The organism is Bradyrhizobium retamae (genome assembly GCF_001440415.1).
GTDB lineage: Bacteria > Pseudomonadota > Alphaproteobacteria > Rhizobiales > Xanthobacteraceae > Bradyrhizobium > Bradyrhizobium retamae.
In genome coordinates this window covers 55,967-81,905 of the sequence record NZ_LLYA01000001.1, presented here as the reverse complement: position 1 = coordinate 81,905, position 25,939 = coordinate 55,967, and the positions used below count along the sequence as shown (strand labels likewise).

General features: G+C 63.4%; 28 protein-coding genes and 1 pseudogene. 21 read left to right on the top strand and 8 right to left on the bottom strand.

What is annotated here, in order from left to right:
- The first annotated feature begins 62 nt into the window (after positions 1 to 62).
- The 11 genes from urtE to CQ13_RS00345 all read left to right on the top strand — a co-directional run bounded on the left by urtE (position 63) and on the right by CQ13_RS00345 (position 9,166).
- On the top strand, positions 63 to 758 hold the full coding sequence (gene urtE, locus CQ13_RS00395; protein WP_057841055.1) for an urea ABC transporter ATP-binding subunit UrtE: 696 nt from the start codon (positions 63 to 65) through the stop codon (positions 756 to 758).
- Between the two features lie 36 nt (positions 759 to 794).
- On the top strand, positions 795 to 1,631 hold the full coding sequence (locus tag CQ13_RS00390; protein WP_057841054.1) for an urease accessory protein UreD: 837 nt from the start codon (positions 795 to 797) through the stop codon (positions 1,629 to 1,631).
- Between the two features lie 43 nt (positions 1,632 to 1,674).
- A complete protein-coding gene (locus CQ13_RS00385; RefSeq protein ID WP_057841053.1) occupies positions 1,675 to 1,977 on the top strand; it encodes an urease subunit gamma in 303 nt (100 codons plus the stop codon).
- A 128-nt stretch (positions 1,978 to 2,105) separates the two neighbouring features.
- Positions 2,106 to 2,411 (top strand): urease subunit beta, encoded by a 306-nt coding sequence (locus CQ13_RS00380; RefSeq protein WP_057841052.1) that lies wholly within the window; start codon positions 2,106 to 2,108, stop codon positions 2,409 to 2,411.
- 127 nt (positions 2,412 to 2,538) lie between these two features.
- Positions 2,539 to 4,254: an urease subunit alpha gene (gene ureC, locus CQ13_RS00375; RefSeq protein ID WP_057841051.1), complete on the top strand. Its 1,716-nt coding sequence runs from the start codon at positions 2,539 to 2,541 to the stop codon at positions 4,252 to 4,254.
- Positions 4,255 to 4,381: 127 nt separating this feature from the next.
- Entirely contained in the window at positions 4,382 to 4,681 is a 300-nt protein-coding gene (locus tag CQ13_RS00370; protein WP_057841050.1) for a putative quinol monooxygenase, read from the top strand.
- Positions 4,682 to 4,705: 24 nt separating this feature from the next.
- Complete coding sequence (locus CQ13_RS00365; RefSeq protein WP_057841049.1) at positions 4,706 to 5,005, top strand: putative quinol monooxygenase; 300 nt, start codon at positions 4,706 to 4,708, stop codon at positions 5,003 to 5,005.
- Positions 5,006 to 5,071: 66 nt separating this feature from the next.
- Positions 5,072 to 5,641, top strand: coding sequence for an urease accessory protein UreE (locus tag CQ13_RS00360; RefSeq protein ID WP_057841048.1), 570 nt, complete (start codon positions 5,072 to 5,074; stop codon positions 5,639 to 5,641).
- Positions 5,622 to 6,359, top strand: coding sequence for an urease accessory protein UreF (locus tag CQ13_RS00355; protein ID WP_082637247.1), 738 nt, complete (start codon positions 5,622 to 5,624; stop codon positions 6,357 to 6,359). Before CQ13_RS00360 ends, CQ13_RS00355 begins: the two co-directional genes overlap by 20 nt.
- Before the next feature lie 180 nt (positions 6,360 to 6,539).
- A complete protein-coding gene (gene ureG, locus CQ13_RS00350; protein ID WP_057841047.1) occupies positions 6,540 to 7,172 on the top strand; it encodes an urease accessory protein UreG in 633 nt (210 codons plus the stop codon).
- A 335-nt stretch (positions 7,173 to 7,507) separates the two neighbouring features.
- On the top strand, positions 7,508 to 9,166 hold the full coding sequence (locus CQ13_RS00345; RefSeq protein WP_057841046.1) for a CHASE domain-containing protein: 1,659 nt from the start codon (positions 7,508 to 7,510) through the stop codon (positions 9,164 to 9,166).
- A gap of 111 nt (positions 9,167 to 9,277) precedes the next feature.
- Here CQ13_RS00345 and CQ13_RS00340 read toward each other — a convergent pair whose 3' ends face one another.
- Complete coding sequence (locus CQ13_RS00340) at positions 9,278 to 9,826, bottom strand: sigma-70 family RNA polymerase sigma factor (protein WP_028349310.1); 549 nt, start codon at positions 9,824 to 9,826, stop codon at positions 9,278 to 9,280.
- Positions 9,826 to 10,023, bottom strand: a complete 198-nt coding sequence (locus CQ13_RS00335; protein ID WP_057841045.1) for a NepR family anti-sigma factor — start codon at positions 10,021 to 10,023, stop codon at positions 9,826 to 9,828. The genes CQ13_RS00340 and CQ13_RS00335 overlap by 1 nt, the downstream gene beginning before the upstream one ends.
- A gap of 314 nt (positions 10,024 to 10,337) precedes the next feature.
- Between CQ13_RS00335 and CQ13_RS00330 the strand changes: the two genes are divergently transcribed.
- From CQ13_RS00330 to CQ13_RS00300, 7 genes are all read left to right on the top strand, one after another.
- A complete protein-coding gene (locus tag CQ13_RS00330) occupies positions 10,338 to 11,144 on the top strand; it encodes a response regulator (RefSeq protein ID WP_057841044.1) in 807 nt (268 codons plus the stop codon).
- A 119-nt stretch (positions 11,145 to 11,263) separates the two neighbouring features.
- Entirely contained in the window at positions 11,264 to 12,259 is a 996-nt protein-coding gene (locus tag CQ13_RS00325; RefSeq protein ID WP_057841043.1) for a DUF808 domain-containing protein, read from the top strand.
- 298 nt (positions 12,260 to 12,557) lie between these two features.
- Positions 12,558 to 13,169 carry a LabA-like NYN domain-containing protein gene (locus tag CQ13_RS00320; protein ID WP_057841042.1) on the top strand — a complete coding sequence of 204 codons (612 nt, stop codon included), beginning with the start codon at positions 12,558 to 12,560 and terminating at the stop codon, positions 13,167 to 13,169.
- Between the two features lie 444 nt (positions 13,170 to 13,613).
- Complete coding sequence (locus CQ13_RS00315) at positions 13,614 to 14,888, top strand: MFS transporter (protein ID WP_057841041.1); 1,275 nt, start codon at positions 13,614 to 13,616, stop codon at positions 14,886 to 14,888.
- A gap of 278 nt (positions 14,889 to 15,166) precedes the next feature.
- Positions 15,167 to 15,409 carry a hypothetical protein gene (locus CQ13_RS00310; RefSeq protein ID WP_057841040.1) on the top strand — a complete coding sequence of 81 codons (243 nt, stop codon included), beginning with the start codon at positions 15,167 to 15,169 and terminating at the stop codon, positions 15,407 to 15,409.
- A 4-nt stretch (positions 15,410 to 15,413) separates the two neighbouring features.
- Positions 15,414 to 16,022: a 2-hydroxychromene-2-carboxylate isomerase gene (locus tag CQ13_RS00305; protein WP_197427209.1), complete on the top strand. Its 609-nt coding sequence runs from the start codon at positions 15,414 to 15,416 to the stop codon at positions 16,020 to 16,022.
- A 226-nt stretch (positions 16,023 to 16,248) separates the two neighbouring features.
- Positions 16,249 to 16,665: a hypothetical protein gene (locus CQ13_RS00300; protein WP_057841039.1), complete on the top strand. Its 417-nt coding sequence runs from the start codon at positions 16,249 to 16,251 to the stop codon at positions 16,663 to 16,665.
- 306 nt (positions 16,666 to 16,971) lie between these two features.
- Here the strand turns inward: CQ13_RS00300 and CQ13_RS00295 are convergent, their stop codons facing one another.
- From CQ13_RS00295 to CQ13_RS00285, 3 genes are all read right to left on the bottom strand, one after another.
- On the bottom strand, positions 16,972 to 17,421 hold the full coding sequence (locus CQ13_RS00295) for a hypothetical protein (RefSeq protein WP_057841038.1): 450 nt from the start codon (positions 17,419 to 17,421) through the stop codon (positions 16,972 to 16,974).
- Positions 17,422 to 17,539: 118 nt separating this feature from the next.
- Positions 17,540 to 17,899 carry an ElaB/YgaM/YqjD family protein gene (locus CQ13_RS00290; RefSeq protein WP_057841037.1) on the bottom strand — a complete coding sequence of 120 codons (360 nt, stop codon included), beginning with the start codon at positions 17,897 to 17,899 and terminating at the stop codon, positions 17,540 to 17,542.
- 66 nt (positions 17,900 to 17,965) lie between these two features.
- On the bottom strand, positions 17,966 to 19,099 hold the full coding sequence (locus CQ13_RS00285; protein WP_057841036.1) for an AI-2E family transporter: 1,134 nt from the start codon (positions 19,097 to 19,099) through the stop codon (positions 17,966 to 17,968).
- A gap of 264 nt (positions 19,100 to 19,363) precedes the next feature.
- Between CQ13_RS00285 and CQ13_RS00280 the strand changes: the two genes are divergently transcribed.
- Both CQ13_RS00280 and CQ13_RS00275 read left to right on the top strand, forming a co-directional pair.
- Entirely contained in the window at positions 19,364 to 20,131 is a 768-nt protein-coding gene (locus tag CQ13_RS00280) for a L,D-transpeptidase (protein WP_057841035.1), read from the top strand.
- Positions 20,132 to 20,165: 34 nt separating this feature from the next.
- Positions 20,166 to 20,801, top strand: a complete 636-nt coding sequence (locus tag CQ13_RS00275) for a DUF2865 domain-containing protein (RefSeq protein ID WP_057841034.1) — start codon at positions 20,166 to 20,168, stop codon at positions 20,799 to 20,801.
- 57 nt (positions 20,802 to 20,858) lie between these two features.
- On the opposite strand, the pseudogene CQ13_RS00270 reads toward CQ13_RS00275, so the two are convergent.
- A pseudogene (locus CQ13_RS00270) lies at positions 20,859 to 22,953 on the bottom strand (methyl-accepting chemotaxis protein).
- Positions 22,954 to 23,157: 204 nt separating this feature from the next.
- Between CQ13_RS00270 and CQ13_RS42395 the strand changes: the two are divergent.
- A complete protein-coding gene (locus CQ13_RS42395) occupies positions 23,158 to 23,313 on the top strand; it encodes a Thivi_2564 family membrane protein (RefSeq protein WP_141686784.1) in 156 nt (51 codons plus the stop codon).
- Positions 23,314 to 23,374: 61 nt separating this feature from the next.
- On the opposite strand, the gene CQ13_RS00265 is transcribed toward CQ13_RS42395, so the two are convergent.
- Positions 23,375 to 23,575: a CsbD family protein gene (locus CQ13_RS00265; protein WP_028349298.1), complete on the bottom strand. Its 201-nt coding sequence runs from the start codon at positions 23,573 to 23,575 to the stop codon at positions 23,375 to 23,377.
- A 95-nt stretch (positions 23,576 to 23,670) separates the two neighbouring features.
- Positions 23,671 to 25,833, bottom strand: coding sequence for a malate synthase G (locus CQ13_RS00260; RefSeq protein WP_057841033.1), 2,163 nt, complete (start codon positions 25,831 to 25,833; stop codon positions 23,671 to 23,673).
- Positions 25,834 to 25,939 lie beyond the last annotated feature (106 nt).

The following is a 25,939-nucleotide window of genomic DNA, read 5'->3' as shown; positions in this document are numbered from 1 at the left end:
TAGCGAATGGAAGTCTTCGATCTATTCGCTACTCGCCATTCGCCCGTCGCGAAAGGCTGACGATGCTGGATGTGAAAAACATCAATCTCTACTACGGCGCAGCACAAGCCTTGCGCGGCGTCTCGCTGTCCGCCGAGCCCGGCAAGGTGACGTGCGTGCTGGGCCGCAACGGCGTCGGCAAGACCTCGCTGCTCCGCGCGATGGTCGGCCAGTATCCGATCGCCAGTGGCTCGATCGCGCTTGATGGTCACGATATCACCGGTCTGAAACCTTATGAACGCGCGCGACGCGGCATCGGCTTCGTGCCGCAGGGCCGCGAAATTTTCCCGCTGCTCACGGTTGAGGAAAATCTGAAGACCGGCTTCGGGCCGCTCAAGCGCGAGGATCGCCATATCCCCGACGACGTGTTTTCACTGTTTCCGGTGCTGAATACGATGCTGGGGCGGCGCGGCGGCGACCTCTCCGGCGGCCAACAGCAGCAGCTCGCGATCGGCCGTGCGCTGGTGATGCGGCCGAAACTGTTGCTATTGGACGAGCCGACCGAAGGCATTCAGCCCTCGATCATCAAGGACATCGGCCGCGCGATCTCTTACCTGCGCAGCCTCGGCAACATCGCGATCGTGCTGGTCGAACAATATCTCGACTTTGCCTGCGAGCTCGGCGACAATTTCGCGGTCATGGACCGCGGCGCCGTGAAATATGCCTGCGACCGCGCCAATCTCGATCCCGCGGAGATCAGTCGCCAGATGGCGCTGTAACGTTTTCGAGCGCGGCAGACACCGTTTGGGGGACGGATGCGGAGTGATATCACGCGCACGGTTTCAGCAACCTTCGCGGCCAACCGGGCCCAGGGCGCGGTGCGGTTCGGCGTGCATCTGCAGGATGGCGTCACCCGCCGTGGGGACTTGCATGAATCCGGCTCGCTGCGGGTGCGCTTTCCTTCGCCCGAGGCAGAAGGGTTGTCCGGCGTCTTCGTCAACACGGCCGGCGGCATTGCCGGCGGCGACCGTTTCGACATCGACATCAGGGCAGGCGAGGGCACCCGGCTGACGCTGACGACGGCAGCGGCCGAAAAGGTCTATCGCGCCCCCGGTCCCGCCGCGCAACTCGGCATCGCCTTGAAGGCGGAAGCCGGTGCGCATCTCGCCTGGCTGCCGCAGGAAACCATCCTGTTTGACCGCGCGCGAATTGTCAGGCGCATCGACATCAACCTGGCCGAAGACGCCTCGCTTCTGCTCTGCGAAATCGTCGTGTTCGGCCGCGCCGCGATGGGTGAAACGATGCGGCACGGCGAGTTCGTCGACCGCTGGCGCCTGCGCCGCGGCGGCAAGCTGGTCTTTGCGGAGACCATCCGGCTCGACGGCGATATCGGCGCAAAGCTGGCGCGGCCGGCCGTGGCCAATGGCGGCGTTGCCATCGGCACCGCGCTGATTGTGCCCGGCGATAAAGCAGTCGTGGAGCGCATCCGCGAAGCCTCGGAAACGTTTGGTGGCGAGGTCGGCGCCTCCTGCTGGAATGGATTTGCAATGGCGCGCTTCTGTGCCCAAGATGCGGCCCGGCTCCGCGCCGATATGATGACGGTGCTCGACCGCGCCAGCGGCGCAGCGCCGCCAAGACTTTGGCTCAATTAACCGCTGTGGCTCGATTAGGTTTTTCATTCACCAGAGTGCTCGCATGAATCTCTCCCCCCGCGAAAAGGACAAGCTCTTGATCTCGATGGCGGCCATGGTGGCGCGCCGCAGGCTTGAGCGCGGCGTCAAGCTCAACCACCCCGAGGCGGTGGCCATCATCTCCGACTTCATCGTCGAAGGCGCCCGTGACGGCCGCACCGTCGCCGAGCTGATGCAATCAGGCGCGCAGGTCCTGACCCGCGCACAGGTGATGGATGGCATTCCCGAGATGATCCATGACATCCAGGTCGAAGCGACGTTTCCGGATGGCACGAAACTCGTCACCGTGCACGAGCCGATCAGATAGTTATTCGTCATTCCGGGACACGCGAAGCGGGAACCCGGATTCCAGAGGTTGTTGATCGAGATTCTCAGATGCGCAATTGCGCATCACAGTTCGCCCTTCGGGCGCCCCGGAATGACAGAGGAGGATACATGATCCCCGGCGAACGCTTCATCAAGGATGGCGAGATCGAACTCAACGCCGGCCGCAAAACGGTGACGCTCACCGTCGCCAATACCGGCGACCGCCCGATCCAGGTCGGCTCGCACTACCACTTCTTCGAAACCAACCCCGCACTGAAATTCGACCGCAAAAAATCCCGCGGCATGCGCCTCGACATCGCCGCCGGCACCGCGGTGCGTTTCGAGCCGGGGCAAACGCGCGACGTCCAACTCGTCGCGCTCGCGGGAAAGCGCGTGATCTATGGCTTTCGCGGCGACGTGCAGGGGAAGCTGTGAATCATTGTGAGGTGAGCACGCTAGCCGGGCTCCTCTCCCCTTGCGGGGGAGGGTTGGGGAGAGGGGTGGCCCCGAGTCCCCATGTCCGAAACGAAACACCGATCAAATCTGAACGCTGGGGTCCGTCATGTCCGTGAAAATCAAACGTAGTGTCTATGCCGACATGTTCGGGCCGACCACCGGCGACAGAGTGCGGCTGGCCGATACCGATCTCATCATCGAGGTTGAAAAAGACTTCACCACCTATGGCGAGGAGGTGAAGTTCGGCGGCGGCAAGGTGATCCGCGATGGCATGGGGCAGTCGCAGGTGACGAACCGGCAGGGCGCGGCCGATTCCGTCATTACCAATGCGCTGATCGTCGATCACTGGGGCATCGTGAAGGCCGACGTCGCGATCAAGGAGGGGATGATCGCAGGGATCGGCAAGGCCGGCAATCCCGATATCCAGCCCGGCGTCACCATCATCATCGGCCCCGGCACCGACGTCATCGCCGGCGAAGGAAAAATTCTCACCGCTGGCGGGTTCGACAGCCACATCCACTTCATCTGCCCGCAGCAGATCGAGCATGCGTTGATGAGTGGCGTCACCTCGATGCTCGGCGGCGGCACTGGGCCCTCGCACGGCACGTTTGCGACCACCTGCACGCCTGGCCCCTGGCATATGGGACGAATGATCCAGTCGTTCGACGCCTTCCCGGTCAATCTCGGCATATCAGGCAAGGGCAATGCCGCGCGTCCCGCTGCACTGGTCGAGATGATCAAAGCCGGCGCCTGCGCGCTAAAGTTGCATGAGGATTGGGGCACCACGCCGGCCGCGATCGACAACTGCCTCGCCGTCGCCGACGATTACGACGTCCAGGTGATGCTGCATTCGGACACGTTGAACGAATCTGGTTTCGTCGAGGACACGGTAAAAGCCTTCAAGGGCCGTACCATCCACGCCTTCCACACCGAAGGCGCCGGCGGCGGCCATGCGCCTGACATCATCAAGATTGCCGGCTTGAAGAACGTGCTGCCGTCCTCGACCAACCCGACGCGCCCGTTTACGCGCAACACGATCGACGAGCATTTGGACATGCTGATGGTGTGCCACCATCTCGATCCTTCGATCGCCGAAGACCTGGCCTTCGCCGAGAGCCGCATCCGGAAGGAAACCATCGCAGCCGAAGACATCCTGCACGATCTCGGCGCGCTCTCGATGATGTCGTCGGATTCGCAGGCGATGGGCCGGCTCGGCGAAGTCATCATCCGCACCTGGCAGACCGCCGACAAGATGAAGAAGCAGCGCGGTTCGCTGCCCGAGGACAAGGGTAACGACAACGACAATTTCCGCGTCAAGCGCTACATCGCCAAATACACCATCAACCCCGCGATCGCGCATGGCGTCTCGAAACTGATCGGCTCGGTGGAGAAGGGCAAGCTTGCCGACCTCGTGCTGTGGTCGCCGGCTTTCTTCGGCGTCAAGCCGGACTGCATTATCAAGGGCGGGTCGATCGTGGCGGCACCGATGGGCGATCCGAACGCCTCGATCCCGATGCCGCAGCCGGTGCATTACCAGCCGATGTTCGCTGCCTTCGGCAAGTCGCTGACCGCGTCTTCCGTCGTGTTCACGTCGAAGGCCGCCATCACCGGCGGGCTGGCGCGCAAGCTCGGCATAGCCAAGACGCTTTACCCGGTAAAAAACACCCGCGGCGGCATTTCCAAGAAGAGCATGATCCACAACGGGGCGACGCCCAAGATCGAGGTCGATGCCGAGACCTATGAGGTGCGCGCAGACGGCGAGCTTCTGACATGCGCGCCCGCCGAGGTCCTGCCCATGGCGCAGAGGTATTTCATGTTCTAAAGCGCGATCAGCAAACGCATGCCCTCGGACTTGATCCGTGGGTGGATTCCGGTTTTGCGTCCGATCGCGCTTCTGAGTTAAGGTCCATTCCGGAACGTTAGCCAGAACAAAAGTCCGGGAGGATCTAGTGATCTACGTCGTTGCCACGCTGACCATAAAACCCGAAACGCGCGCCGATTTCATCGCCGCCGCCACCGCCTGCATCAAGGAAACCCGCAAAGAGCCGGGCAACATTGCCTATGACCTGCACGAGAGCGTCACCGATCCCTCAAAAATGGTGTTCGTCGAGCAGTGGGAAGATGCCGAGGCGCTGGTGCCGCATCGTGGCGCCGAGCACATGAAGACCTTCGGTCGCGTCGCCGTGAAATGCATGTCGGCTCCGCCGAAGATCGAAGTGATCACGCCCGAAAAGGTCGACGTCCGCTAACCAAGAAACAACGGGAACAAATTTATGATCTACGTCATCGCCACCACGCCGATGAAGCCGGAAAACAAGGACGACTTCATCAAGGGGCACAAGGCCTGCATCGCCGAAACGCGGAAGGAGAAAGGTTGCATCTCCTACGAAGGCCATGTCAGCGTGAACGATCCAAATCTATATGTCGTGGTGGAGCGCTGGGAGACCCGCGACGACCTCAATGCGCATGGCCGTGCGCCTCACATGAAGGTGTGGCGGGAGTATTCCTCGCAAATGAAGACGGCGCCGACGGTGATCGAGATCATCAGCGACGGCAAGGTCGAGAAATTTTAGCGTAGCGTTTTCAAGCGAAGTGGGAACCGGTTCGCACGAAGAAAACGCGTCAAACAAAAGGCTCTTATGATCCGCGCGACCAAAGTTTTGGGCCAGCATCGCTGGACGCAAGCAGCCGCCGACACCGTTGTGCTCGATTTCGACGACCGGCACCGGCGGCGGATGGCGATGACTGGAACGCGCGGGCTCGAGTTCCTGCTCGACCTGGAGAATGCGGTGGCGCTGCGCGGCGGTGACGCGCTGGTGCTGGAGGACGGCAGGCTGATCGAGGTGGTCGCGGCTGCCGAGCCCCTGATCGAGATCCGGGGCGTCGATCCCGTGCATCTGGTCCGCATCGCCTGGCATCTCGGCAACCGTCACCTGCCGACGCAGATCATGCCGAAGGGCCTGCGCATCCGCCGCGATCACGTCATCGAGGCGATGGTGAAGGGGCTGGGTGCGCGCATCATCGAGATCGAGGCGCCGTTCGATCCCGAAGGCGGCGCCTATGCGCAGGCTTCGCATGATCATGCCGCGCACCACCACGGTCATGATCGTCACCATGATGATGATCATGACCACCATCACCACCACGACGAACATTGCGACCACGATCATCACCACCACGATCACTCCCATGCTCATGACCACAAGTGAGCCTGCGCCCGCCGCCGCGAGCAGCGGAATGAATGCGGAGGAGTCAGCGGCGCTGTACCGGCTGATGACCTGGCTGTCGCCGTCTTTCCCGGTCGGTGCATTCTCCTATTCCAGCGGCATCGAATGGGCGGTGGAGGCAGGCGATATCACCGACGCCGCATCGCTGCGCGACTGGCTGGGCACGATGCTCAACGATGGTTCCGGCTTCTGCGACGCCGTGTTTCTGGCGCAGGCGTATCGCGCCGCGTCCGTGCAGGACGCCACGGCGTTGCGCGAGATTGCTGAACTGGCCGCTGCCTTCGTGCCCTCGCGCGAGCGTCAGCTCGAGACTTCGACGCAGGGCCGCGCCTTCATCGATATCGCTCGCGCCGCCTGGGCCTGCGACGGGTTCGACGGCATGGTTGCTGCGAGCGGCAGCGCGATCGTTTATCCCGTCGCGGTTGGTGTCGTCAGCGCCGCCCATGCCGTTCCGCTTGCGCCGGCAATGCATGCCTTCCTGCATGCCGTGGTGTCGAACTGGATTTCCGCCGGCGCCCGCCTCGTGCCGCTGGGGCAAACCGACAGCCAGCGCATTCTCGCGAGCCTGGAAACTGATGTCGCGGCAACGGCGAAGCGCGCGCTCGCCGCCTCGCTGGACGATCTCGGCAGCGCCACCTTCCGCGCCGATCTCGCCAGCCTCCGACACGAGACGCAGTATACGCGGCTGTTCCGGTCATGACGCCGCACACGCTCCCGTCGTCCCTGCCTCCGTGCGCAATCGCGCACTCGGCGCAGGGACCCATAACCACAAATGTTCGTGGCTATGCCGGGTTGGAGCTCCAGCGCGTTGCAGCAATCAAATTCAGCGGCTATGGCTCCCTGCCTTCGCAGGGACGACGAAACGGAAAGAGTGCATAACATGGCAACCTCTCACGGCCCGCTTCGGATCGGCGTCGGCGGTCCTGTCGGCTCCGGCAAGACCGCGCTGATGGACCTGCTCTGCAAGTCGATGCGCGAGCGCTACGACATCGCCGCCATCACCAACGACATCTACACCAAGTGGGACGCCGAATTTCTGGTGCGCTCGGGCTCGCTGACGCCGGACCGCATCGCCGGCGTCGAGACCGGCGGCTGCCCGCACACCGCGATCCGCGAGGACGCCTCGATGAATCTTGCGGCGGTCGCCGACATGCGCGCGAAATTTCCCGATCTCGATCTGGTCCTGATCGAATCCGGCGGCGACAATCTTGCTGCGACGTTTTCTCCCGAACTCGCCGATCTCACGATCTACGTGATCGACGTTGCCGCCGGCGACAAGATTCCCTCCAAAGGTGGCCCCGGCATCACCCGCTCGGACCTGCTCGTCATCAACAAGATCGACCTGGCGCCTTATGTCGGCGCGTCGCTGGAGAAGATGGAGATTGACGCCAAGCGGATGCGCGGCGAGCGGCCGTTCGTGATGACCAATTTGAAGAAGAGCGAGGGGCTCGATCGCATCATCGGCTTCATCGAGACCAAGGGCGGCCTGCGTCCGGCCGCGAAGGCCCGGTAGGCCCGGGTAGCCGGCTCCGGGGGGCCGGCGGTCAGGCCAGCGGCAGGTGAGCGGCGCATTAACATTAATGCTCGTCCGCCGCCGCAGCCCTCAGATTTGTTTGTCCGCGCCGGAACCAAATCGACGCTGTCAGATTGTCAACTTCTGGCGCCGCCAAATCAGCGTTAACGGCTGCCGTGTTGTTGCCCGCTGCCAAGCTGTCAGTTGCGTGCTGATGATCGCTCCGTCATATTCGCCGCGCTTGGCCTTCGCGCTATTGCCACGTGTCTCTGCCCCGGCAGACCTCGAAATGCTTCCAATACGTCTTCGCCAACACGTCATTCCTGAGTAAGCGAGTGGTTCGGCTGGGCTTCATTATCGGCTTTATTGCCCTGATCGGAGTTTTGCTCTCCGGTCTCGCAGCCTATCGCGTCCATGAGCAGGAACTGGCGATCGACGGCATTGCGCTGTCGCGCGCCATCGACGTTCATGCCAGCCTGGTGCAGGACCGGCTGACCGAGCGCGAATTGCTCGCACGCGTTGCATCTGGCTTGTTTCGCTCACCCTCAGTAGTGAAGGCCAACATGCTGCAGCCGCTGCGCTCGGCGATCTATGCCTTCAAGACCGATTTTGTGATCGCGTCCTGGATCGCGCGTCTCAAGCCGGGCGATCTTGCGGCTGCGCAGGCGGAGCTGAAGAGCGCGGGCTTCACCAATCCGACGATCAGGGATTTCGACGACAAGCCGCTGGATCTCCGGACCATCAACAAGCCAATCGACGTGCTGATGGATCTCGAGCCGCGTAGTCCGGACACGCTCGGCTTTCCCGGCCGCGCCTACGACCGGCACTCGGTGATTGGGCCGATGCTGGCGCAGGCGGCGGTAACCGGCAGGCCACTGGCGTCGGACCCGATCCCGCTGTTGCGCCAGAATGGGCCGATCGGTCTCGTGCTCGCGTCTCCGATTCTGCTGGAGGGCAGTTCGGAGCCGGCCGGCTTCGTCACCTTTTCGTACGAGCTGGCACCGCTGATGCTGACCGATGACGACCGCTCGTTGTTCTCGGTGGTGTTGAAGGATCCCGATGACGCCAACGACGAATATGTCGCCAACGACCAGGGCTTCGTCACGCTGCGGGCGGTGAGGCAGGGCGATCCGCTGCCGTCGGTGGTGCGGACGGTGACGTTCGGCGGTCGCGACTGGTCGCTAGCCTATTACGCCAAGAACAATGCCGCGCAGCGTGCGCAGCAGACCGCGATCGTCGTCGCGGCCATTGGGCTGGCGCTCACCGGAATCGTCTGCGGGCTGTTCGGCTATGTCGCCTACAACAATCTACGGCTCAGCCGCGAGATCGAGGTGCGGATCGGTTTCGAGCGGCGCTTGACCGCCGTCATCGACGAGCTCAATCACCGGGTCAAGAACATCCTGGCTGTGATCCAGTCGATCGTGACGCGCACGCTGCGTCACGGCTCCGACATGGATGTGGCACGCGAGCTGTTGATCGGCCGCATTCATGCGATGTCGAACGTGGTGACGCTGCTCAGCGAAAGCCAGTGGCAGGGCGTCAAGCTCAAGGGCCTGTTCGAGTCGCGCGCGATTCCCCATGCCGACCGCATCGTCATCAACGGCCCGGATATCGCCGTCAGCGCGCGCGCCGCGCAGTCGCTCTCGCTGCTGTTTTTCGAGCTGGCCTCGCACTCCGACGAGGGCCTGTCGCTGGTCGGCAAACATCCGCATATCGTCGCGAACTGGGAAGTGTCGGGTGAGGAGCCCGACACGATCTTTCATTTCCGTTGGGAAGAGTTCAACACCAGCGCGGCGACACGGCGCGAAGACTCGGATTTCGGCCTCATCCTGCTCGACCGCGTCGCCCCCGAAGCGCTCGGCGGTACCGCAAAGCGCTACTTCACCGATGTTAGCTATGTCTACGAACTCATCGCTCCGATGGCCACGGTGGTCGACATGAACGAGCGCGATCGCACGGGAGAGATTTCCGCGCCGGTGCGGCCCGCGCGGTAGGTCTCGCCCCATCCGCCCGTCGTCCGACGACGGCATCACGTCCAGGTTACGATAGCGACAAAAAAAGCGGCCCACCCGGGCCGCCTTTTCCGTGTCGTCTCGATCGCGTCATCAGCCGCCGTTGCCGCCGATCACGGCGCGCACGGTCTCGTCAGGTCCGAAATCCTCGGCGCCCTCGACATAGAGCAATGCGGAGAGTTTCGAGCGCGCGCGGTTGACGCGGCTCTTGATGGTGCCGACCGCACAGCCGCAGATGGCGGCGGCGTCCTCGTAAGAGAAACCGGAGGCTCCGACCAGGATCAACGCTTCGCGCTGGTCCTGCGGCAGCTTGTCGAGCGCTGTGCGAAACTCCTCGAACTCCAGATGCGCGTTCTGCGAGGGCTGGGTCTTCAAAGTTTTCGCGTAATTGCCCTCGGCGTCCTCCACCTCGCGCCGCCGCTTGCGATAGTCCGAGCGAAACAGGTTGCGCAGGATGGTGAACAGCCAGGCCGGCAAGTTCGAGCCGGGCTGGAACGAGTCAATGTTGGCAATGGCGCGCAGCAACGTTTCCTGCACCAGGTCGTCCGCACGATCACCGTTGCCGGAGAGCGAGATCGCAAACGCGCGCAGGCTTGGTACCGACGCCAAAATGTCGTCGCGAAGAGAGTCCGTGAGAGGCATTAGTCCCTCCCGTCATTTTTTGCTGTTTCGTCGATCTGGGCCGCCGCCGCCTCCGGCCCATCGAGCTTCCGGATCAGCTCCGCAAAGCGGTCCGGCACGCCCTGTCGGACCACATCGTCGTACATGGCACGAAGCTGGTGGCCGATCCTCGATTGAATCTCGGCATTGAGCCCGCCCTGCTTTTTTGCTTCCTTCATGGTCTGATCCACGCTTCCCCGAGAGTTAATTCTCTGTGGTTTCAAGAGGTTACCTCGAAATTGGGCCTAGCCGCCGCGTTATAGGTTCAAAGGCTAATGCGAAAATCTGCGGAAGGTTCCGAAATCTGGGAACTTTTTCTGGAACTTTTTTGCCATCCGCGAGTAGTCGGGGGTGACAGGGGAACCGGGTCCCCCCGACTCAAAAATGGTTTACAAATCTTAAATGGCGCCGGACGCGGCGCTCGAGGTTACGTCCGCCCAGATGCGACCCTAAGTACGGCCAAGAATACGGCCCTAGACAAGGATGAATGGGGATGTCCCGATCACAGCTCGTTGCTGAACATCTGCCGCTATTGCGGCGCTATGCCCGTGCGCTCACCGGAAACCAGGCCTCGGGCGATGCCTATGTGGCCGCCATGCTGGAGGCCCTGCTGCAGGATGGCTCGCTGCTGGATGAACGGTACGGCCCGCGCGCCGGGCTTTTCAAGCTGTTCACCCAGATCTGGAATTCGGTCTCGCTCAACGACAATCCCGATGTCGCGACGCTGGCGCTGCCGCCGGAGCGACGGCTGTCGAACATCACGCCGCTGCCGCGGCAGGCGTTCCTCTTGCTGTCGCTCGAAGGCTTCTCCGAGGAAGAGGTGGCGTTCATTCTCAATACCGACATCGCCGAGACCCGGCAGTTGACGGATACCGCCGGCCGCGAAATGGCGGCCGAAATCGCCACCGACGTTCTCATCATCGAAGACGAGACCTTCATCGCGATGGACCTCGAGAGCCTCGTGAAGAACCTCGGTCACAACGTCATCGGCGTCGCCCGCACCCATGCCGACGCGGTCGCGCTGGCCAAGAACAAGAAGCCCGGCCTGATCCTCGCCGACATCCAGCTCGCCGACGGCTCGTCGGGCCTGGACGCGGTCAACGAATTGCTGCGCGCGTTCGAGGTGCCGGTGGTGTTCATCACCGCTTACCCCGAGCGCTTCCTGACCGGCGAACGCCCCGAGCCGGCGTTCCTGATCTCAAAGCCGTTCCAGCCCGCAATGGTTTCGGCGGTCGCGAGCCAGGCGCTGTTCTTCCAGCGCAACTCGCGCAATCGCAGCCCGCGTGCAGCCACCGGCTGACGGGAGCCTTGTAGCGAGAGTAGCAATGATCCGGCGCGCCCAACTAGCGCGCCGGATTTTTTGCGGTCATAAACCGCAAGGCTTGGGGCGGCGAATCAAATAGTGCGGGTTGGAAATCGATGAGTATCGGGCTGATCGGCCTTCTCGACGACATCGCGGCGATCGCAAAGGTGGCTGCAGCCTCCCTCGACGACGTCGCCAGCCAGGCCGCCAGGGCGGGCGCGAAGGCCGCAGGTGTCGTGATCGACGATACCGCTGTTACGCCCGGTTACGTAATCGGTTTCGAGCCGAAGCGCGAGCTTCCCATTGTGGGCAGGATCGCCGCAGGATCGCTGCGCAACAAGCTGTTGATTCTGTTGCCGGCCGCCCTGGTGCTGAGCTACTTCCTCCCCTGGACGATCACGCCGCTGCTGATGCTGGGCGGCGTCTATCTTTGCTACGAAGGGGTCGAGAAAGTGCTCGAAGCGGTCATGCCCCATCAGGCGCACCAGCATGAGGCCCAGCTCGGCTCGGTGGCGTTGAACGCACAGTCGGTCGAAGACGAGAAGGTCGCAAGCGCGATCAAGACCGACTTCATCCTCTCGGCCGAAATCATGGCGATCACGCTGGCGGCGCTCCCAGCGGGGAGCATTTGGAAGCAGGCGCTCGTGTTGGCGGTCGTGGCGATCGGAATCACCGTCGCCGTGTATGGCGTGGTCGCGCTGATCGTGAAGGCCGACGATGTCGGCGTGGGTCTGGCGCGGAGCGACCGCGCCTCGGCTGTTGGCCGCGCGCTCGGACGCGGCATTGTTCGCAGCATGCCCGTGCTGCTGAAACTCCTCAGCGTGATCGGCACCGCCGCCATGATCTGGGTGGGCGGCGGCATCATCCTGCATGGCCTCGAGGTCTACGGCCCGCCCGCGATCGAACACGCCGTCAAGGCGGCGGCGGAGGCTGCGGCGCACACGGTGCCGCCCGTCGCCGCGATTCTCGAATGGGTGGTTGAGGCCGCCATCTCCGGTGTCATCGGATTGCTGATCGGCGCCGCCTCGATTCCGGTCGTTGGATTTGTCCTCGGGCCCGCATGGAAACGGCTGAAGCATCTTCTGCAACGCCGTCAGAATAGGCCGGCTTAGTGAAGAGTCGCCTGTTTGCGGGCGGGAGACGTTAAACCTTCGTATAGCCGGTCCATCCGTTTCGATACCGGCGGCTTACCTCGGTACAATTGAGCTCGGCGCGCACGCACCTTAACGTTGGCGTGTCGAGGCAGGATACGTATCGATTGAACTACTGGCGCAGCGCGCGATTGTTCCTCCCGATCGTCGGCGCCACCTGCCTCGTCACCTCGGTCAGCTTCGGTACCCTAGCAGCGTGCGGGCAAGCCTTTAGCGAATGCTCGCTCGATCGGCGTCCCCTAAATGAGAGGCTTGTCTGATGATGCCGTCCGACAGAATCGCGCTCTTTATCGATGGCGCCAATCTATACGCGACCGCCAGGACACTCGGTTTCGATATCGACTACCGGCGTCTGCTCAAGGAGTTCCAGGGTCGTGGCGCGTTATTGCGCGCGTTCTACTACACGACCGTTATCGAGGATCAGGAATATACATCGATCCGTCCCCTCATCGATTGGCTCGATTATAACGGCTACACCGTCGTCACCAAGCTCACCAAGGAATTCACTGACGCCGGCGGCCGCCGCAAGGTGAAGGGCAGCATGCATGTCGAGCTTGCCGTCAATGCGATGGAGCTCGCCGAGCGTATCGACAGGATGTTTCTGTTCTCCGGCGATGGGGATTTTCGCCCGCTGGTGGAGGCGGTGCAGCGCCGCGGCGTGCACGTTACCGTCGTCTCGACCCTGACCAGCCAGCCTCCGATGGTGGCTGACGAACTGCGGCGTCAGGCCGATGCCTTCATCGACCTCGCGGAATTGAAGGCAGCGCTCGGGCGCGATCCGTCCGAGCGGCCGGGACTACGCGAGATCCGCCAGCAATTGCCGCCGTTCGCGACGCGCGGAGCGATCAATGGCGGTAGCATTGCGGAATGATTTCTGATTGGTCGGTTCCGCGGGGCTGCAGACTGACCCGAGTTGCTGTTGCGTAGAGTGGAAATGGATTCCATGTGCCCGCTGCACGGCCTGTCGTTTTGTGCACGCGGTCTGTGAAGTAGTTCACCTCCGGCTTGTGAGGCCGGCGGTATGATTGCTTCACCTGACACGTCGCCGATCCCGGAATTCCACACGCTGGGACCGGCGACCGCCGGCGTTACCGTGTTCTCGGCCAGGCACCTCCCCCTGGCTAGGGCCACCAGCTTCGAGTGAAAGCTGGTCGGACTATCCGGCGCGCCACCAGCGCGCCGGATTTTTTTCGAGCAAGAGCCATGCGCGCACTGACATAGAGGCTAGCAATCGGATCGATTGCTTGTTGAACTGCGCGCCGCGCCCGCATAGGCTCGTTGCAACGAGAAAACAAACGGAAACGTCCCTTCACCGATGCAGTCCGCCGAGCGGCCTTTCCCCCACCGCCGGGGCCTCATCATCGTTGCGACATTGGCGACCGCCTATGTCGCCAGCCATTTTTTCCGCGCCTCCAACGTCACCATCGGCCTCGATCTGATGCGCGATCTCGCCATCGGGCCGGAAGCGCTGGGGGCGCTGACCGGCGCGTTCTTCTTCGGCTTCGCCGCGATGCAGATCCCGTGCGGCTTCTTCTTCGACCGTTTCGGGCCACGCTATACCGTGGTCGGCATGCTGATCGTGGCCTGCATCGGCGGCGCGATGTTCACGCTGGCGCCGAGCTGGCCGGTGCTGCTCACCGGCCGCGCGCTGATGGGGGCCGGCTGCGGCGTGATGCTGATCGGCAGCATGGTGGTGATCTCGCGCTGGTTTCCGCCGGATCGTTTCTCCACGCTGACCGCGCTCGTGCTGTCGATCGGTTTGCTCGGCAACCTCGCCGCCACCACGCCGCTTGCCTGGGCATCGCAGGCGGTCGGCTGGCGTCCGGTGTTCGGCGCCGTCGTCGTGTTCACCGCGCTCGCCACGGTCGCGATCTTTCTGGTGGTGCGCGACGCGCCGCCCGGCCATCCCTTTCTGAGCCGAAAGGCGGAGCCGCCCGGCGAGATGCTCAAAGGCTTGATCGAGGTGCTGCGCAACCCGCGCCTGAAGCCGATCCTGGCGCTGAACTTCTGCAACTATGCCTGCACCTTCACCGTGCAAGGCCTGTGGGGCGGCGCATTCCTCCGCGAGGTGCATGGCTTGAGCCCGATCGCGGCCGGTAATGTCCTGCTCTGTGCCGTGATCGCCTACCAGGCCGGCATGCTCGCCTTCGGCCCGCTCGACCGCCGGCTCGACACCCGCAAGTGGATCGCCATCGGCGGCACCTCGGCGATCATTTTGCTGCTTGCGATTCTGGCGCTGTTCTCCCACCCGCCCGCCTGGCTGCCGGTCGGCGTCATCGTCGCCATGGGCTTCTTCTCCGCCTCCAGCACCATGGTGATGACCCACGGCCGCGGTATCTTCCCCGACCGCCTGATCGGCCGCGGCATCTCCACCATGAATACGTCAGTGATGCTCGGCGTCGCCTGCATGCAGACGCTCTCCGGCATCATCATCGGCGCGTTCGAGCCGCTGGCGAACGGCGCGCGCACGGAGGAGGCCTATCGCGCGCTGTTCGGCACGCTGACGCTGGTGCTGATCGTCGCGGTTGCGGTTTACAGCCGCTCGCAGGATGTGAAGCCGAGTGAGGAGATGAAGGCGGCGAGGCGGTAGTTAAAAAAAGCAGGGCGCGACCGGCATCATCACGGTCGCGCCCTACGTCGCCGGTCAATAGGCAAGGGGAATAACCGGCTGCCGGGTTGCAGTCCGCCTTGTCCCATTCCAAGCTCATGCATCGCAAACGAGCAGGCGCGATACCTGTCGATCACTTCAGATGGCGGCGATCGCGACCAGCGTTCGCGATGGCCTCGTCTTGATCCCGGTTGCAGTGCACGATTGCCAATCTGCCCCAGCGGGAGGATGTTTTGGCCGCAGGCACAAGGGAGAGCGGCATGAGCAAGGCAGGTCACGACAATCGCTACCGCAACCAGGACGACGAAATCAGCCACAAGCACGGAAACACCTTGATCGGCACCTTGCGCAAGATTTACGGACAGGGGTTTGCCGCCGGTTATCCTCCGACCGAGAAGCTGAGCGATGTTTTGCTTCACCTGAACGAGACATCCCTGAGCCAGCTTCGCCGCGACTACAAAACCGGTCATCTCGACCACAAGATCACGAACGTCTCGGGCTGAAAGCGTGCCTGTCACCATCGACTACTACATGTCGCTCACCTCGCCGTGGACTTATCTCGGCAGCGCGTCGTTCGCGGAGATCGCCGGGCGCAATGGCGCGACCGTCAACATCAAGCCCTGCAAGTTCGGGCCGATCTTCGAACAGACCGGCGGGCTGCCCCTGCCGAAGCGCTCTCCGCAGCGGCGCGCCTACCGGATGATGGAGTTGAAGCGCTGGCGCGAGGTGCTGGGCATTCCGATCAATCTTGAGCCGAAGCATTTTCCTTGCGACGACGTCGCGGCGACCCGCTTGGTGATCGCGGCCAAGCTGCAAGGCAAGAATGCCCACAGGCTGTCCCTTGAGCTTGGGCGCGCGGTATGGGAACGGGAGGAAACGCTCGCCGATCCCACCGCGATTTCATTGGCCGCCCAGCGCGCCGGCCTTGATGCCGCGGAGCTTCGCGCGGGCGCGCCTTCGGACGCCGAGCTCGACGGGCTGCATGAGAAGTTTACGCAGGAGGCGCTGACAGCAGGCGTCTTCGGTGCGCCGAGCTACGTGCTGCCTTCCGGCGAGATCTTCTGGGGCCAGGACCGGCTGGATCTGCTGGAACGCGCTTTGAAGACGCTGGCTTAAACAAAAAAGCAGGGCGCGACCGGCATCACCACGGTCGCGCCCTACGTCGCCGGTCAATGGGGCAGGGGGAATAACCGGCTGCCGGGATGACTCCGAGCCCCCCGGACTCGTTCCATGGTGCCGCAAATATTTTTCGTACACGGTTAAGTGATCGATAAGCGCCGGACCTACGGCTACTCGGTTCGGGTTGTGTTCGTGATCGCCATGGGGCGAGGGACACAGAGCCATGTCACAGATTTTCAAAGCAATTTTTGCACTTCTTGCCGTCTTCGCCACGTTTGGCGCCGTTCAGCTTGCTTCCGGTCACGACCTCGCCAGCCGGCTGAAACTCGCCGCGACCTCACCCGGAACAGACATCAACCGCGGGGCAGACATCAACCGCGCCGGCAAGGCCGACCGCGCGGCCGTTAAAGCCGCGACGGGCCAGACCGAGACGATTACGATCCGGACCGTCGGCCTCGACGACACATCCGTGGTGGTACGTGTTCCCGTGGTTCAAGAGGAGGCGCGGAACCGCCCGTCGCCACCGGCCAAGCCAGACAACAAGCCCAGCAAGTCACAGACCGCGATCGCCTGCGAACCGCCCGTCAGTGTGTTGACCGAAGTCGCAAAACTGCTCCAGCCTGGCCGTTGCGTGACCTGATCCAATGGGCAGAGGTCTGTAGGGTGGGCAAAGGCGCGATGCGCCGTGCCCACCATCTATCATTGAGCACGCTTCGTGATGGTGGGCACGCGGAGCCTGTCGTCACTCCGCGAGCGCCGCTCCTCGCTGGGCGCGCATTCGCGCGACCCGTTGGCTTTCCCACCCTACTCGCGAATAGTCCATGCGTCGCATAAAGAAAGAATGGATTGCTTCGCTGCGCTCGCCATGACGTGGATGGGCCGCTGCGTGCTGGATCGGCATGCGCGCGGAACGACAACTTCGTTATCTCACGACGGCCGAGCTCGCCTACTCCGCCGGCGCTTCGCTCTCGCTGCTGCTGGCGTTGGCGCGGCTCGCGAGAAATCCCAGTGCCAGTCCGCCGATTGCGAGAATCGGGATCAGCTTCTTGACGCCGATGGCGCGGATCAACTGGATGCCGGTCGCGACCAGCATCGGATCGGACAGCACGGTCTGCGCGGTGGATTTCACTTTAGCCGCCTGTTTGGCGCGCGCCTCGATCTGCTTCTTGCGCACCATGTACCAGCCGGCCGCGATGAGCGCGACCACGAAGAAGATGGCGGCACCGGTGAGGCAAGCTTGCACGGGACCGTACCGCTCCAGCACGAACACGAAGGCCGCCGCGCACAGAAAAGCGGCCGTGACCAGCAACGCCATGGCCGCCGCTGCCGCCAGCGAGGTCAGCCGCAACGCGGTGCCGGTCGATTCCTTGAAATCGTCGATCAGTCGCTGAAACATGGCCACGCCTCAATCTGAAAACCGCGTCAACGAAACACGCCGCAGCGCTCCGTCGCCACGGGAATGCAAGAGGCGATGCAAGGCATGGCTGCCCAGCGCACGCGATCCGTCGCCAAACCTACCTACGCCACGCCACACCGATCAGAAAGCCGATCCCCAGCGCCACGGCGACGGTTGCCAGCGGACGCTGCGTGATGGCGTCTTCCAGCGTCTCCTCGATCGAAGAGGCGGCGTCCTGGGCTGCGTCCATCATCGCGCTGCCGCGCTCCGACACGTCGTCGACCACCTGTTCTGCATTGGCGCGCGCCTGCCTGTAGCCATGCCGCGCCTGCTTACCGGCGGTGCCGGCAAAACTGCTCAGCGCGTCGGTGATCTGCTCGGTGAGAGCCGCGATATCGTTTTTCACAGCGGTCATATCCTTCTGCAGGCGCTCGTAGGTCGCTTTGTCCGTCAGATTCTTCATTGCGGCGTCAGACATCGAAAGCTCCCGGGTACTGAGTTCATCCACGGAACAAACGCTTCGTGGAACGGGAAGTTCCCCGGCCTAATCTTCCGGCAGTTGCGGCGAATCCGGCGGCATCAAATGCTCCTTCACGATCAGCGCGACGATCAGAAGTGGCGACGACAGGAACGCGCCCATCGGGCCCCACAGCCAAGTCCAGAACGCCACCGCCAGGAATACCGCAAGCGCGTTCAGCGCCAGCCGGCGGCCGATGATCGTCGGTGTCAGGAAATGGCCTTCCAGGAAAGTCATCACGGCGAATATGGCCGGCGCCAGCAGCCCAGCGCTGATGGTCGGGAGCGCGACAATGCCGACCACGACCAGCACGGCAAACATCGCCACCGGGCCAATGATCGGAATGAAATTCAGGATCGCCGCCAGCGCGCCAAGACTGGCCGGGTTGGGCATGCCCGTGACCGCGCAGATCAGGCCGGTGGCGATGCCGACGCCGACATTGATCATGGTCACCACCAACAGATAGTTGCCGAGATGCTCCTCGATCTCGTTGAGGATCCGCAGCGTCCGCAGCCGCCACGCGCGCTCGCCGAAATTCAGGATCAGGGCCCGGCGCAGGTCCCGCCAGCTCGCGATGAACAGGATCAGCGTTGCGATGAACAGCAGGAATTCGGCAAAGGTCGGCGACAGGAATTCCAGCGTCGGCTGCACCCAGTCGGCCTTGGGCAGATACAATGTCGTCAGCGTATCGGGCCCGCCGAGCATACTCTGCAGCTCCTGCCACTGCGCGAGCGGCCGGTCGAACACGTGCAGCTTGTCCTTTAAAAGCGCTCCCAACTCCGGAAGCTTGCCGCTCCATTCGATCGCGGGCGAGGCGATCAGGCCGACCATGAAAGAGGTCGCGGCGCTGGCGGCCGCCACGATCAGCACCGCGGCGACCGCGCGCGGAATGCGGTAGCGTTCCAGGAAGTTGGCGGCCGGCGACAGCATGGTGCCGACGATGAAAGCCAACGTGATCGGCAGAAACAACGCCTTGGCGAGATAGAGGCCGGTGATGATGCAGATGATCAGAAGACCCACGAGGCAGATCGCAACTACTTCCGTGCGACGGATGACCGGCGGCAAATCGAGCTTGCTCTCGGGGACCGTTGTGCCTTCCTGCTCGTGGGAAAGCTGGCGTTCACCGGGCAACGGCCTTGTCGGCGGGGATTTGGCGGCCAAAGGCTTGGTGGGCGAAGGCTTGGTGGGAGTGACGCTCACAATGGCTTCCCTCGCCCGAAGCGGCGGTGACACGGCATAAGCGACGTCGCGAACCGGACTTCGATCATAACGTGACGCGAAGGTGCGAGTTCCAATCGCGTAGGCGTGAGCGGTGTCGCACTTGACGTGATGCGACGCGACATCGGCGGTTCGGAACCGCCGGCTCGCGGCGGCGTTTGTTGGAGCAGAGCATCCAGCGATGCACAATCCCACGGGGCAGGTCCCATGACACAGTCCTCCGATCGCCGGCCTTCGTCGCGCGTGGCGAGCGCATTTGTCCTCGTCGCCGCCGTCTTGCTGACGCCCTCGGCACTCTCGAGCGCTGCGAACGCGCAGACGCTCGGCTACGCGTCCACCCAGCCGAATGGCTATCCCGCTGATGAGGTGATTGCCTCCGACGAAGGCGCGACGCCCGAACGGCTTCGCCGCGCCGTCGTCCCCTTCGGCACGACCGAGGCGCCGGGCACCATCGTCATCGATACCGGCAACACCACGCTCTATTACGTGCTCGGTCAGGGCCGGGCCATCAGGTACGGCGTCGGCGTTGGCCGCGAAGGCTTTACCTGGGCCGGAGTGCAGACCATCAGCCGCAAGGCGGAATGGCCGGATTGGCATCCGCCTAGCGAGATGATCGCGCGCCAGCCCTATCTGCCGCGCTTCATGGCCGGCGGTCCCGGCAATCCGCTCGGCGCCCGGGCGATGTATCTCGGCACCAGCCAGTACCGCATTCACGGCACCAACGATCCCTCGACGATCGGGAAATTCGTCTCGTCCGGCTGCATCCGCCTGGTCAATGAGGACGTCATGGATCTGTTCAACCGCGTTGATGTCGGCACCAGGGTCGTGGTGTTGCCGAAGAGAGCACCGGTCATGGCGCGCGGCGGGGATTCCAGGACCGGCATCGCGGCGCGTCCGGCCGCCGCGCATGCGCGCCCCGTCGCAATTGCTCCGTCGGGCCGTCAGGCGATGAACCTGACGCCGCAGCTCAACTGAAGTGATGCCTGGTACTGCGTGAGGGAGAGCGTTGATGCGATCTGGAAAACTGGCGGTATGGGGAGCAGCCGCGCTGGCGTGCGCGTCGGCGCTGGCGCCTGCCGCGCAGGCGCAGGACTTCTTCTCGCAATTATTCGGCGGATTCGCCCGCCCGCGCCATCAGCCCACTATCCAGATGCCAAATGATGACGGCCAGGTGTATGCGCCGCGCGGCGAGGGGCGCACCCGTTACGGCGGTGGCGGTCAGGCGTATTGCGTGCGGACCTGCGACGGGCGCTACTTCCCGCTCACAGCGTCCGACAACGCAAGCCGGGGGGCCTCCTGCAACAAGCTGTGCCCGGCGAGCGAGACCAAGGTGTTCTACGGCAGCAGCATCGACGCCGCGGCCGCCGAGAACGGAAAAGCCTATTCGGACTTGCCGAACGCGTTCCGCTATCGCAACGAACTCGTCAGCGGCTGCACCTGCAACGGCAAGGACCAGGTCGGGCTGGCACAGGTCAAGATCGAGGACGACCCGACGCTGCGCAAGGGCGACATCGTCGCCGGCGAGAACGGGCTATTGGTCGCGGGCCGCAGCGGCGACAGGCGCGGCGCCGAACTGAACTTCTCACCCGCCTCCGGCAAGGTCCGCGCCAAGTATGGGCGCGTGCCCGTGGTGGCGCGGGATTGAGAATGATTGCCGGCTGTCATGGCCGGGTCAAGCCCGGGCATGACGAGTATAGGTGAATTACGCCGCGCGGATCTTGCCGAGGAACGCGGTGACCTGATTGCCGAGTTGCTGGCTCTGCGTCTCCAGCGTCTGGGAAGCCTGCTTGACGTCCTCGGCGGCGGCCGCTGCCGCGTCGGCATCGGCCTTCACGCCAGTGATGTTGTCGGACACGTTCTTGGTGCCCTGCGCGGCAAACTGGGTGCTGCGGGTGATCTCCTGCGTCGCGGCACCCTGTTGCTGCACGGCGGCGGCAATCGCGGTCGCGACCTCGTTGACCTCCACCGATGATGCTGCCGATGCCCTTGATGGCGTCGATGGCCTCGCCGGCAACGCGCTGGATATCCGAGATCTGCTCGGAAATCTCCTCGGTCGCCTTCGCGGTCTGGCTTGCCAGCGACTTGACCTCGGAGGCGACCACCGCAAAGCCGCGGCCGGCCTCGCCGGCGCGCGCGGCCTCGATGGTGGCGTTGAGTGCCAAGAGGTTGGTCTGCGCGGCGATGGTATTGATCAGGCCGACGACTTCGCCGATCCGCCCTGCCGACTGCGCCAGCCCCTGAACGGTGCCGTCGGTATTGCGCGCCTGGCCGACCGCGCGGCTGGCGATGCTGGCGGCGTGCGCCGCCTGCTGGCTGATGTCGTTGATCGAGGCGCTGAGCTCTTCGGAAGCCGCCGCGACCGTCTCGACGCTCATCGAGGCGTCGCCGGAGGCCTTCTCGGCGACCTGGACGCGCTCGTTGGTCTGACGCGAAATCGCCGAGAGGCCGGTCGAGGTGGTCCGCATCTGGCCGGAAGCATCGCCGAGCTGGGTGAGCGTCTCGCGCACCATGCCCTCGAACTCGCCGACATAGCTCTCGATCGCCTGCTGCCGCGCCATCGCGCCGGCGTTGCGCTCGCGCTCCTGCACCTCGATCCGCGCCTTGTCGGCAGCCTGCTGCTTGAACGTCTCCAGTGCGCCGGCCAGCGCGCCGATTTCGTCGTGGCGCGCGGCATAGCCGGTATCGACGCCGAGGTCGCCGGCTGCGACTTTCAGCATGGCGTCGCGCATGGCGTGCAGCGGCTTGATGATGCGGCGGGTAACGATCGCCATGGCGCCGAATGCCAGCGCCAGCGCACCGGTCAGCAATGCGAGCTGCATCGTCAGGGAGCGTTGGGCGGTGGAGCGCAGGTGCGCGGCGTGATCCTTGGCGGCGTCGAGCGCGGCCTCGGCCACGGCGACGGCGGCAGCGAGGCGCCCGACCGTGACCGGGGTCCACTGGTTGGCGGTCATTTCCGGCTTCGCACCATCCGCAATCTGCGTCAGTAACCGGTCACGCAGGTCGAGATAGGACGGCTCGAAATACGCGGTCTTGGTCGCGGCGATCGCACTCGAGATCGCGGCAGGCAACTGCATTCCCGACGCGGTCAGCCCCAGCGCACCCCACGCGGCATCGATGCCGCCGACGTATTTCGGGTAGGCAAGCCTCGCCTCCGGCGTGACCTTGCCTGAGCTCAGCCCGGTCGAAACGATCAGCGAGGCCTCGCCGGCGGTGTTGCGCAACAGCCAGGCGATCTGCTTGATCGCCAGCAATTGGTCGATGGTCGCGTCCTGGTGATTGACGGCCGCACCCAGCGCCCCGGACAGCTTCTCCAGCGTCTCCAGCATGGCGCTGGCGGCAGTCATGTACTCCTTGGCCAGCTCGGGTCGGCGCGCGGCCTTCGGCTTGGCCACGGCTTCCCAGAACTCCTTCTGCAGCGCGGTCATCGTCCGGTAGAGGCGGTCGAACTCAGGGATTAACGTCTGGTGCTGCGCGAACTCCAGGCTGCCGAGCAGGCCGAGCGCATTGCCCATCGCCGGCATTTCGGTGTCGCGGATGTTGCGCAGATACTTCTCGATATCGGCATCCATCGGCGCATCGGAATTCAAGAGCCGGTTGGTCGTGGAGCGATCGGTGCGCAGATTGTGCATCGCCTTGAACATGTTTGCGGAGGCGTCGGCGATGACCGCGATGCGGCTTGCCACCTGCAAGCGGCCCCAGGAGTCCCAGGCGCTAAGCGAGAATCCAACCACCACGCAGAATGAGGTGATGAGGATGACGGCTTTCAGCAGCGCGGATACGGTCAGACGGTTCAACATGATGCTCCCCCGAGGCGTCGTGGCCATTTGGAGGGCAAACGGTAAATACTTGTCGAGTGAGAGCCGCGTAGTACTACGAGGATTCCTTGAAATAACTGCAATTTTCCAAGCGGGCTCGGTTCCATGGTGCGGAACCCGGGGCGCCCCTTCACGTTAACAAAACACTACCAGCGCATTTTCCGGCCAACGCCGAGGGGGCTTCGCATGCTTGTCAGTATACTCATCACGTTCCTGGTTGTTATCCTCGTCCTCTATCTCATCAACCTCCTGCCGATCGATGGCCGCGCCAAGCAGATCGCCCGCGTCGTGGTGATCATTCTGGGCGTGATCTCGCTGTTGAGATACATCGCGGTGATTTAGCCGTAGCCACCAACGAAAAGCCCCGGCGTGGGGCGGGGCTTTTTCGCTCGAAAGCGTGTTCCTATTTCAAGGTCCTGAACCAGTCGTCCACGTCCTTGCGGATCTGGTCCTTGGCGAAGCCGTAGCGCTGCTGCAGCTTGCCTTCGAGTTGTTCGCGGCGGCCCTCGATGACGTTCAGATCGTCATCGGTAAGCTTGCCCCACTTCTCCTTGGCGGAGCCCTTGAACTGTTTCCAGTTGCCTTCAACCCTGTTCCAATCCATCGCCATCTCCTCCTCAGTTGGTATGGCGATCAACGGACAAAAAGCTCAGGCGTTCCGCTAGAATCAATGCGGCATCGTGACGTGTCGCGGCGGGCTCAGCCTGCCGCCTTTGCCTCGCGGCGGCGCGCGGTGAGGATGTATTCGGTGTAGCCGTTCGGCTGCTCGCGACCCTTGAAGACGAGATCGCAGGCGGCCTGGAAGGCAACGCCGTCGAACGAAGGTGCCATCGGCTTGTAGAGCGGGTCGCCGGCATTCTGCTTGTCCACTACGACTGCCATGCGCTTCAACGATTCCATCACCTGATCCTTGCTGACGACGCCATGCGCCAGCCAGTTCGCCAGATGCTGGCTGGAAATCCGCAACGTCGCGCGGTCTTCCATCAGGCCGACGTCATGGATGTCGGGCACCTTGGAGCAGCCGACGCCCTGGTCGATCCAGCGCACGACATAGCCGAGGATACCCTGACAGTTGTTGTCGATCTCCTGCTTCACATCATCGGGCGCCCAGTTCGACTGCGAAACCGGAATGGTGAGGATGTCGGAGAGTTTTGCGCGCTGGCCGCCCTTGGCGAGCTCTTCCTGTCGCGCGATCACGTTGACTTGGTGATAATGCAGCGCGTGCAGCGTGGCCGCCGTCGGCGAGGGCACCCACGCCGTGGTCGCGCCGGCCTGTGGATGGCCGAGCTTCTGGCTGAGCATGTCGGCCATCTTGTCGGGTGCCGCCCACATGCCCTTGCCGATTTGGGCATGGCCGGGCAGGCCGTCGATCAGTCCCATGTCGACGTTCCAGTCCTCATAGGCCTTGATCCAGGGCTGCGCCTTCATGTCGTTCTTGCGGATCATCGGACCCGCTTCCATCGAGGTGTGAATCTCGTCGCCGGTGCGGTCGAGGAAGCCGGTGTTGATGAAGCAGATGCGCTTCGAGGCGTTCTGGATGCAGGCCTTCAGGTTCACCGTGGTGCGGCGCTCCTCGTCCATGATGCCGACCTTCATGGTGTTCTCGGGCAGTCCGAGCAGCTTTTCCACCTCGCTGAACAGTTCACAGGTCAGCGCGACTTCGTCGGGGCCGTGCATCTTCGGCTTGACGATATAGACCGAGCCGGTGCGGCTATTCCTGACTTTCGAATTGCCCTTGAGGTCGTGGATCGCAAGCAGACCGGCGACCGCAGCATCCAGAAGTCCTTCTGGAATCTCCTCGCCCTTTTCGTCGAGCACGGCGTCGGTGAACATGTGATGGCCGACGTTACGCATCAGCAGCAGGCTGCGACCGTGCAGCGTCAGCTCCTTGCCGTCGGGCGTCTTGTAGACGCGGTCAGGGTTGAGAGATCGTTGAACCGTCTTGCCACCCTTTTCGAAGTCGGCCGAAAGCGTGCCGTTCATCAGGCCGAGCGTGTTGCGATAGACCAGCACCTTGTCTTCGGCGTCGACCGCGGCAACCGAGTCTTCCATGTCGAGAATGGTGGAAACCGCCGATTCCAGAATCATGTCGGCGACACCGGCCGGATCGTCCTTGCCGATCGAATGATTGCGGTCGATCTTCACTTCGACGTGCATGCCATTGTTGACGAGCAGGACCGCGGAAGGCTGAGCGGCGTCGCCCTGGTAGCCGGCGAACTGCGACGCGGATTTTAGCGCGGTGGCGTTGCCGCTCTTCAGTTTCACCGCAAGCTGGCCGGCGATCACGCTGTACGACGTCACATCGGTGTGGCTGCCGGTCGCGAGCGGCACGGCGGAATCGAGGAACGCCTTGGCCTTGGCGATCACCTTGTCGCCGCGTGCCTTGTTATAGCCCTTGCCGCTCTCGCTCGGATCGTGCGGAATCGCATCGGTGCCATAGAACGCGTCATACAGTGAGCCCCAGCGCGCATTCGCCGCGTTCAGCGCGTAGCGGGCATTGGTCAGGGGAACGACGAGTTGCGGTCCGCAGATCTTGCCGATCTCCTCGTCGACATCTGATGTCTCGACCTTCTGCGTAGCCGGCTCGGGGAGGAGATAACCGATCTCCTTCAGGAACGCCGTATAGGCGTTCATGTCGAACGCCTTGCCCTTGTTGGCGCGGTGCCAGCCGTCGATCTTGACCTGCAGCGCGTCGCGGAAGGCGAGCAGCTCGCGATTTTTCGGCCCGAGCTTTTTGACGATGGCGGCGACGCCGGCCCAGAATGCATCGGGTGAAATCCCGGTCTTGGGAGTTGCCTCCTTGGCGATGAAGTCGAACAGGACAGGGGCGATCTTCAATCCGTGGGCATCGACACGATTCATGACAGGCTTTCTCAGGTAAAACTGGCGTTCGCTGGCTGGTTTTCGGGCGAAAACAGCAGAAAACGCGCCAAAGGGGCGACGTTGGCCGCCCTTTTAGCCCTAAAGC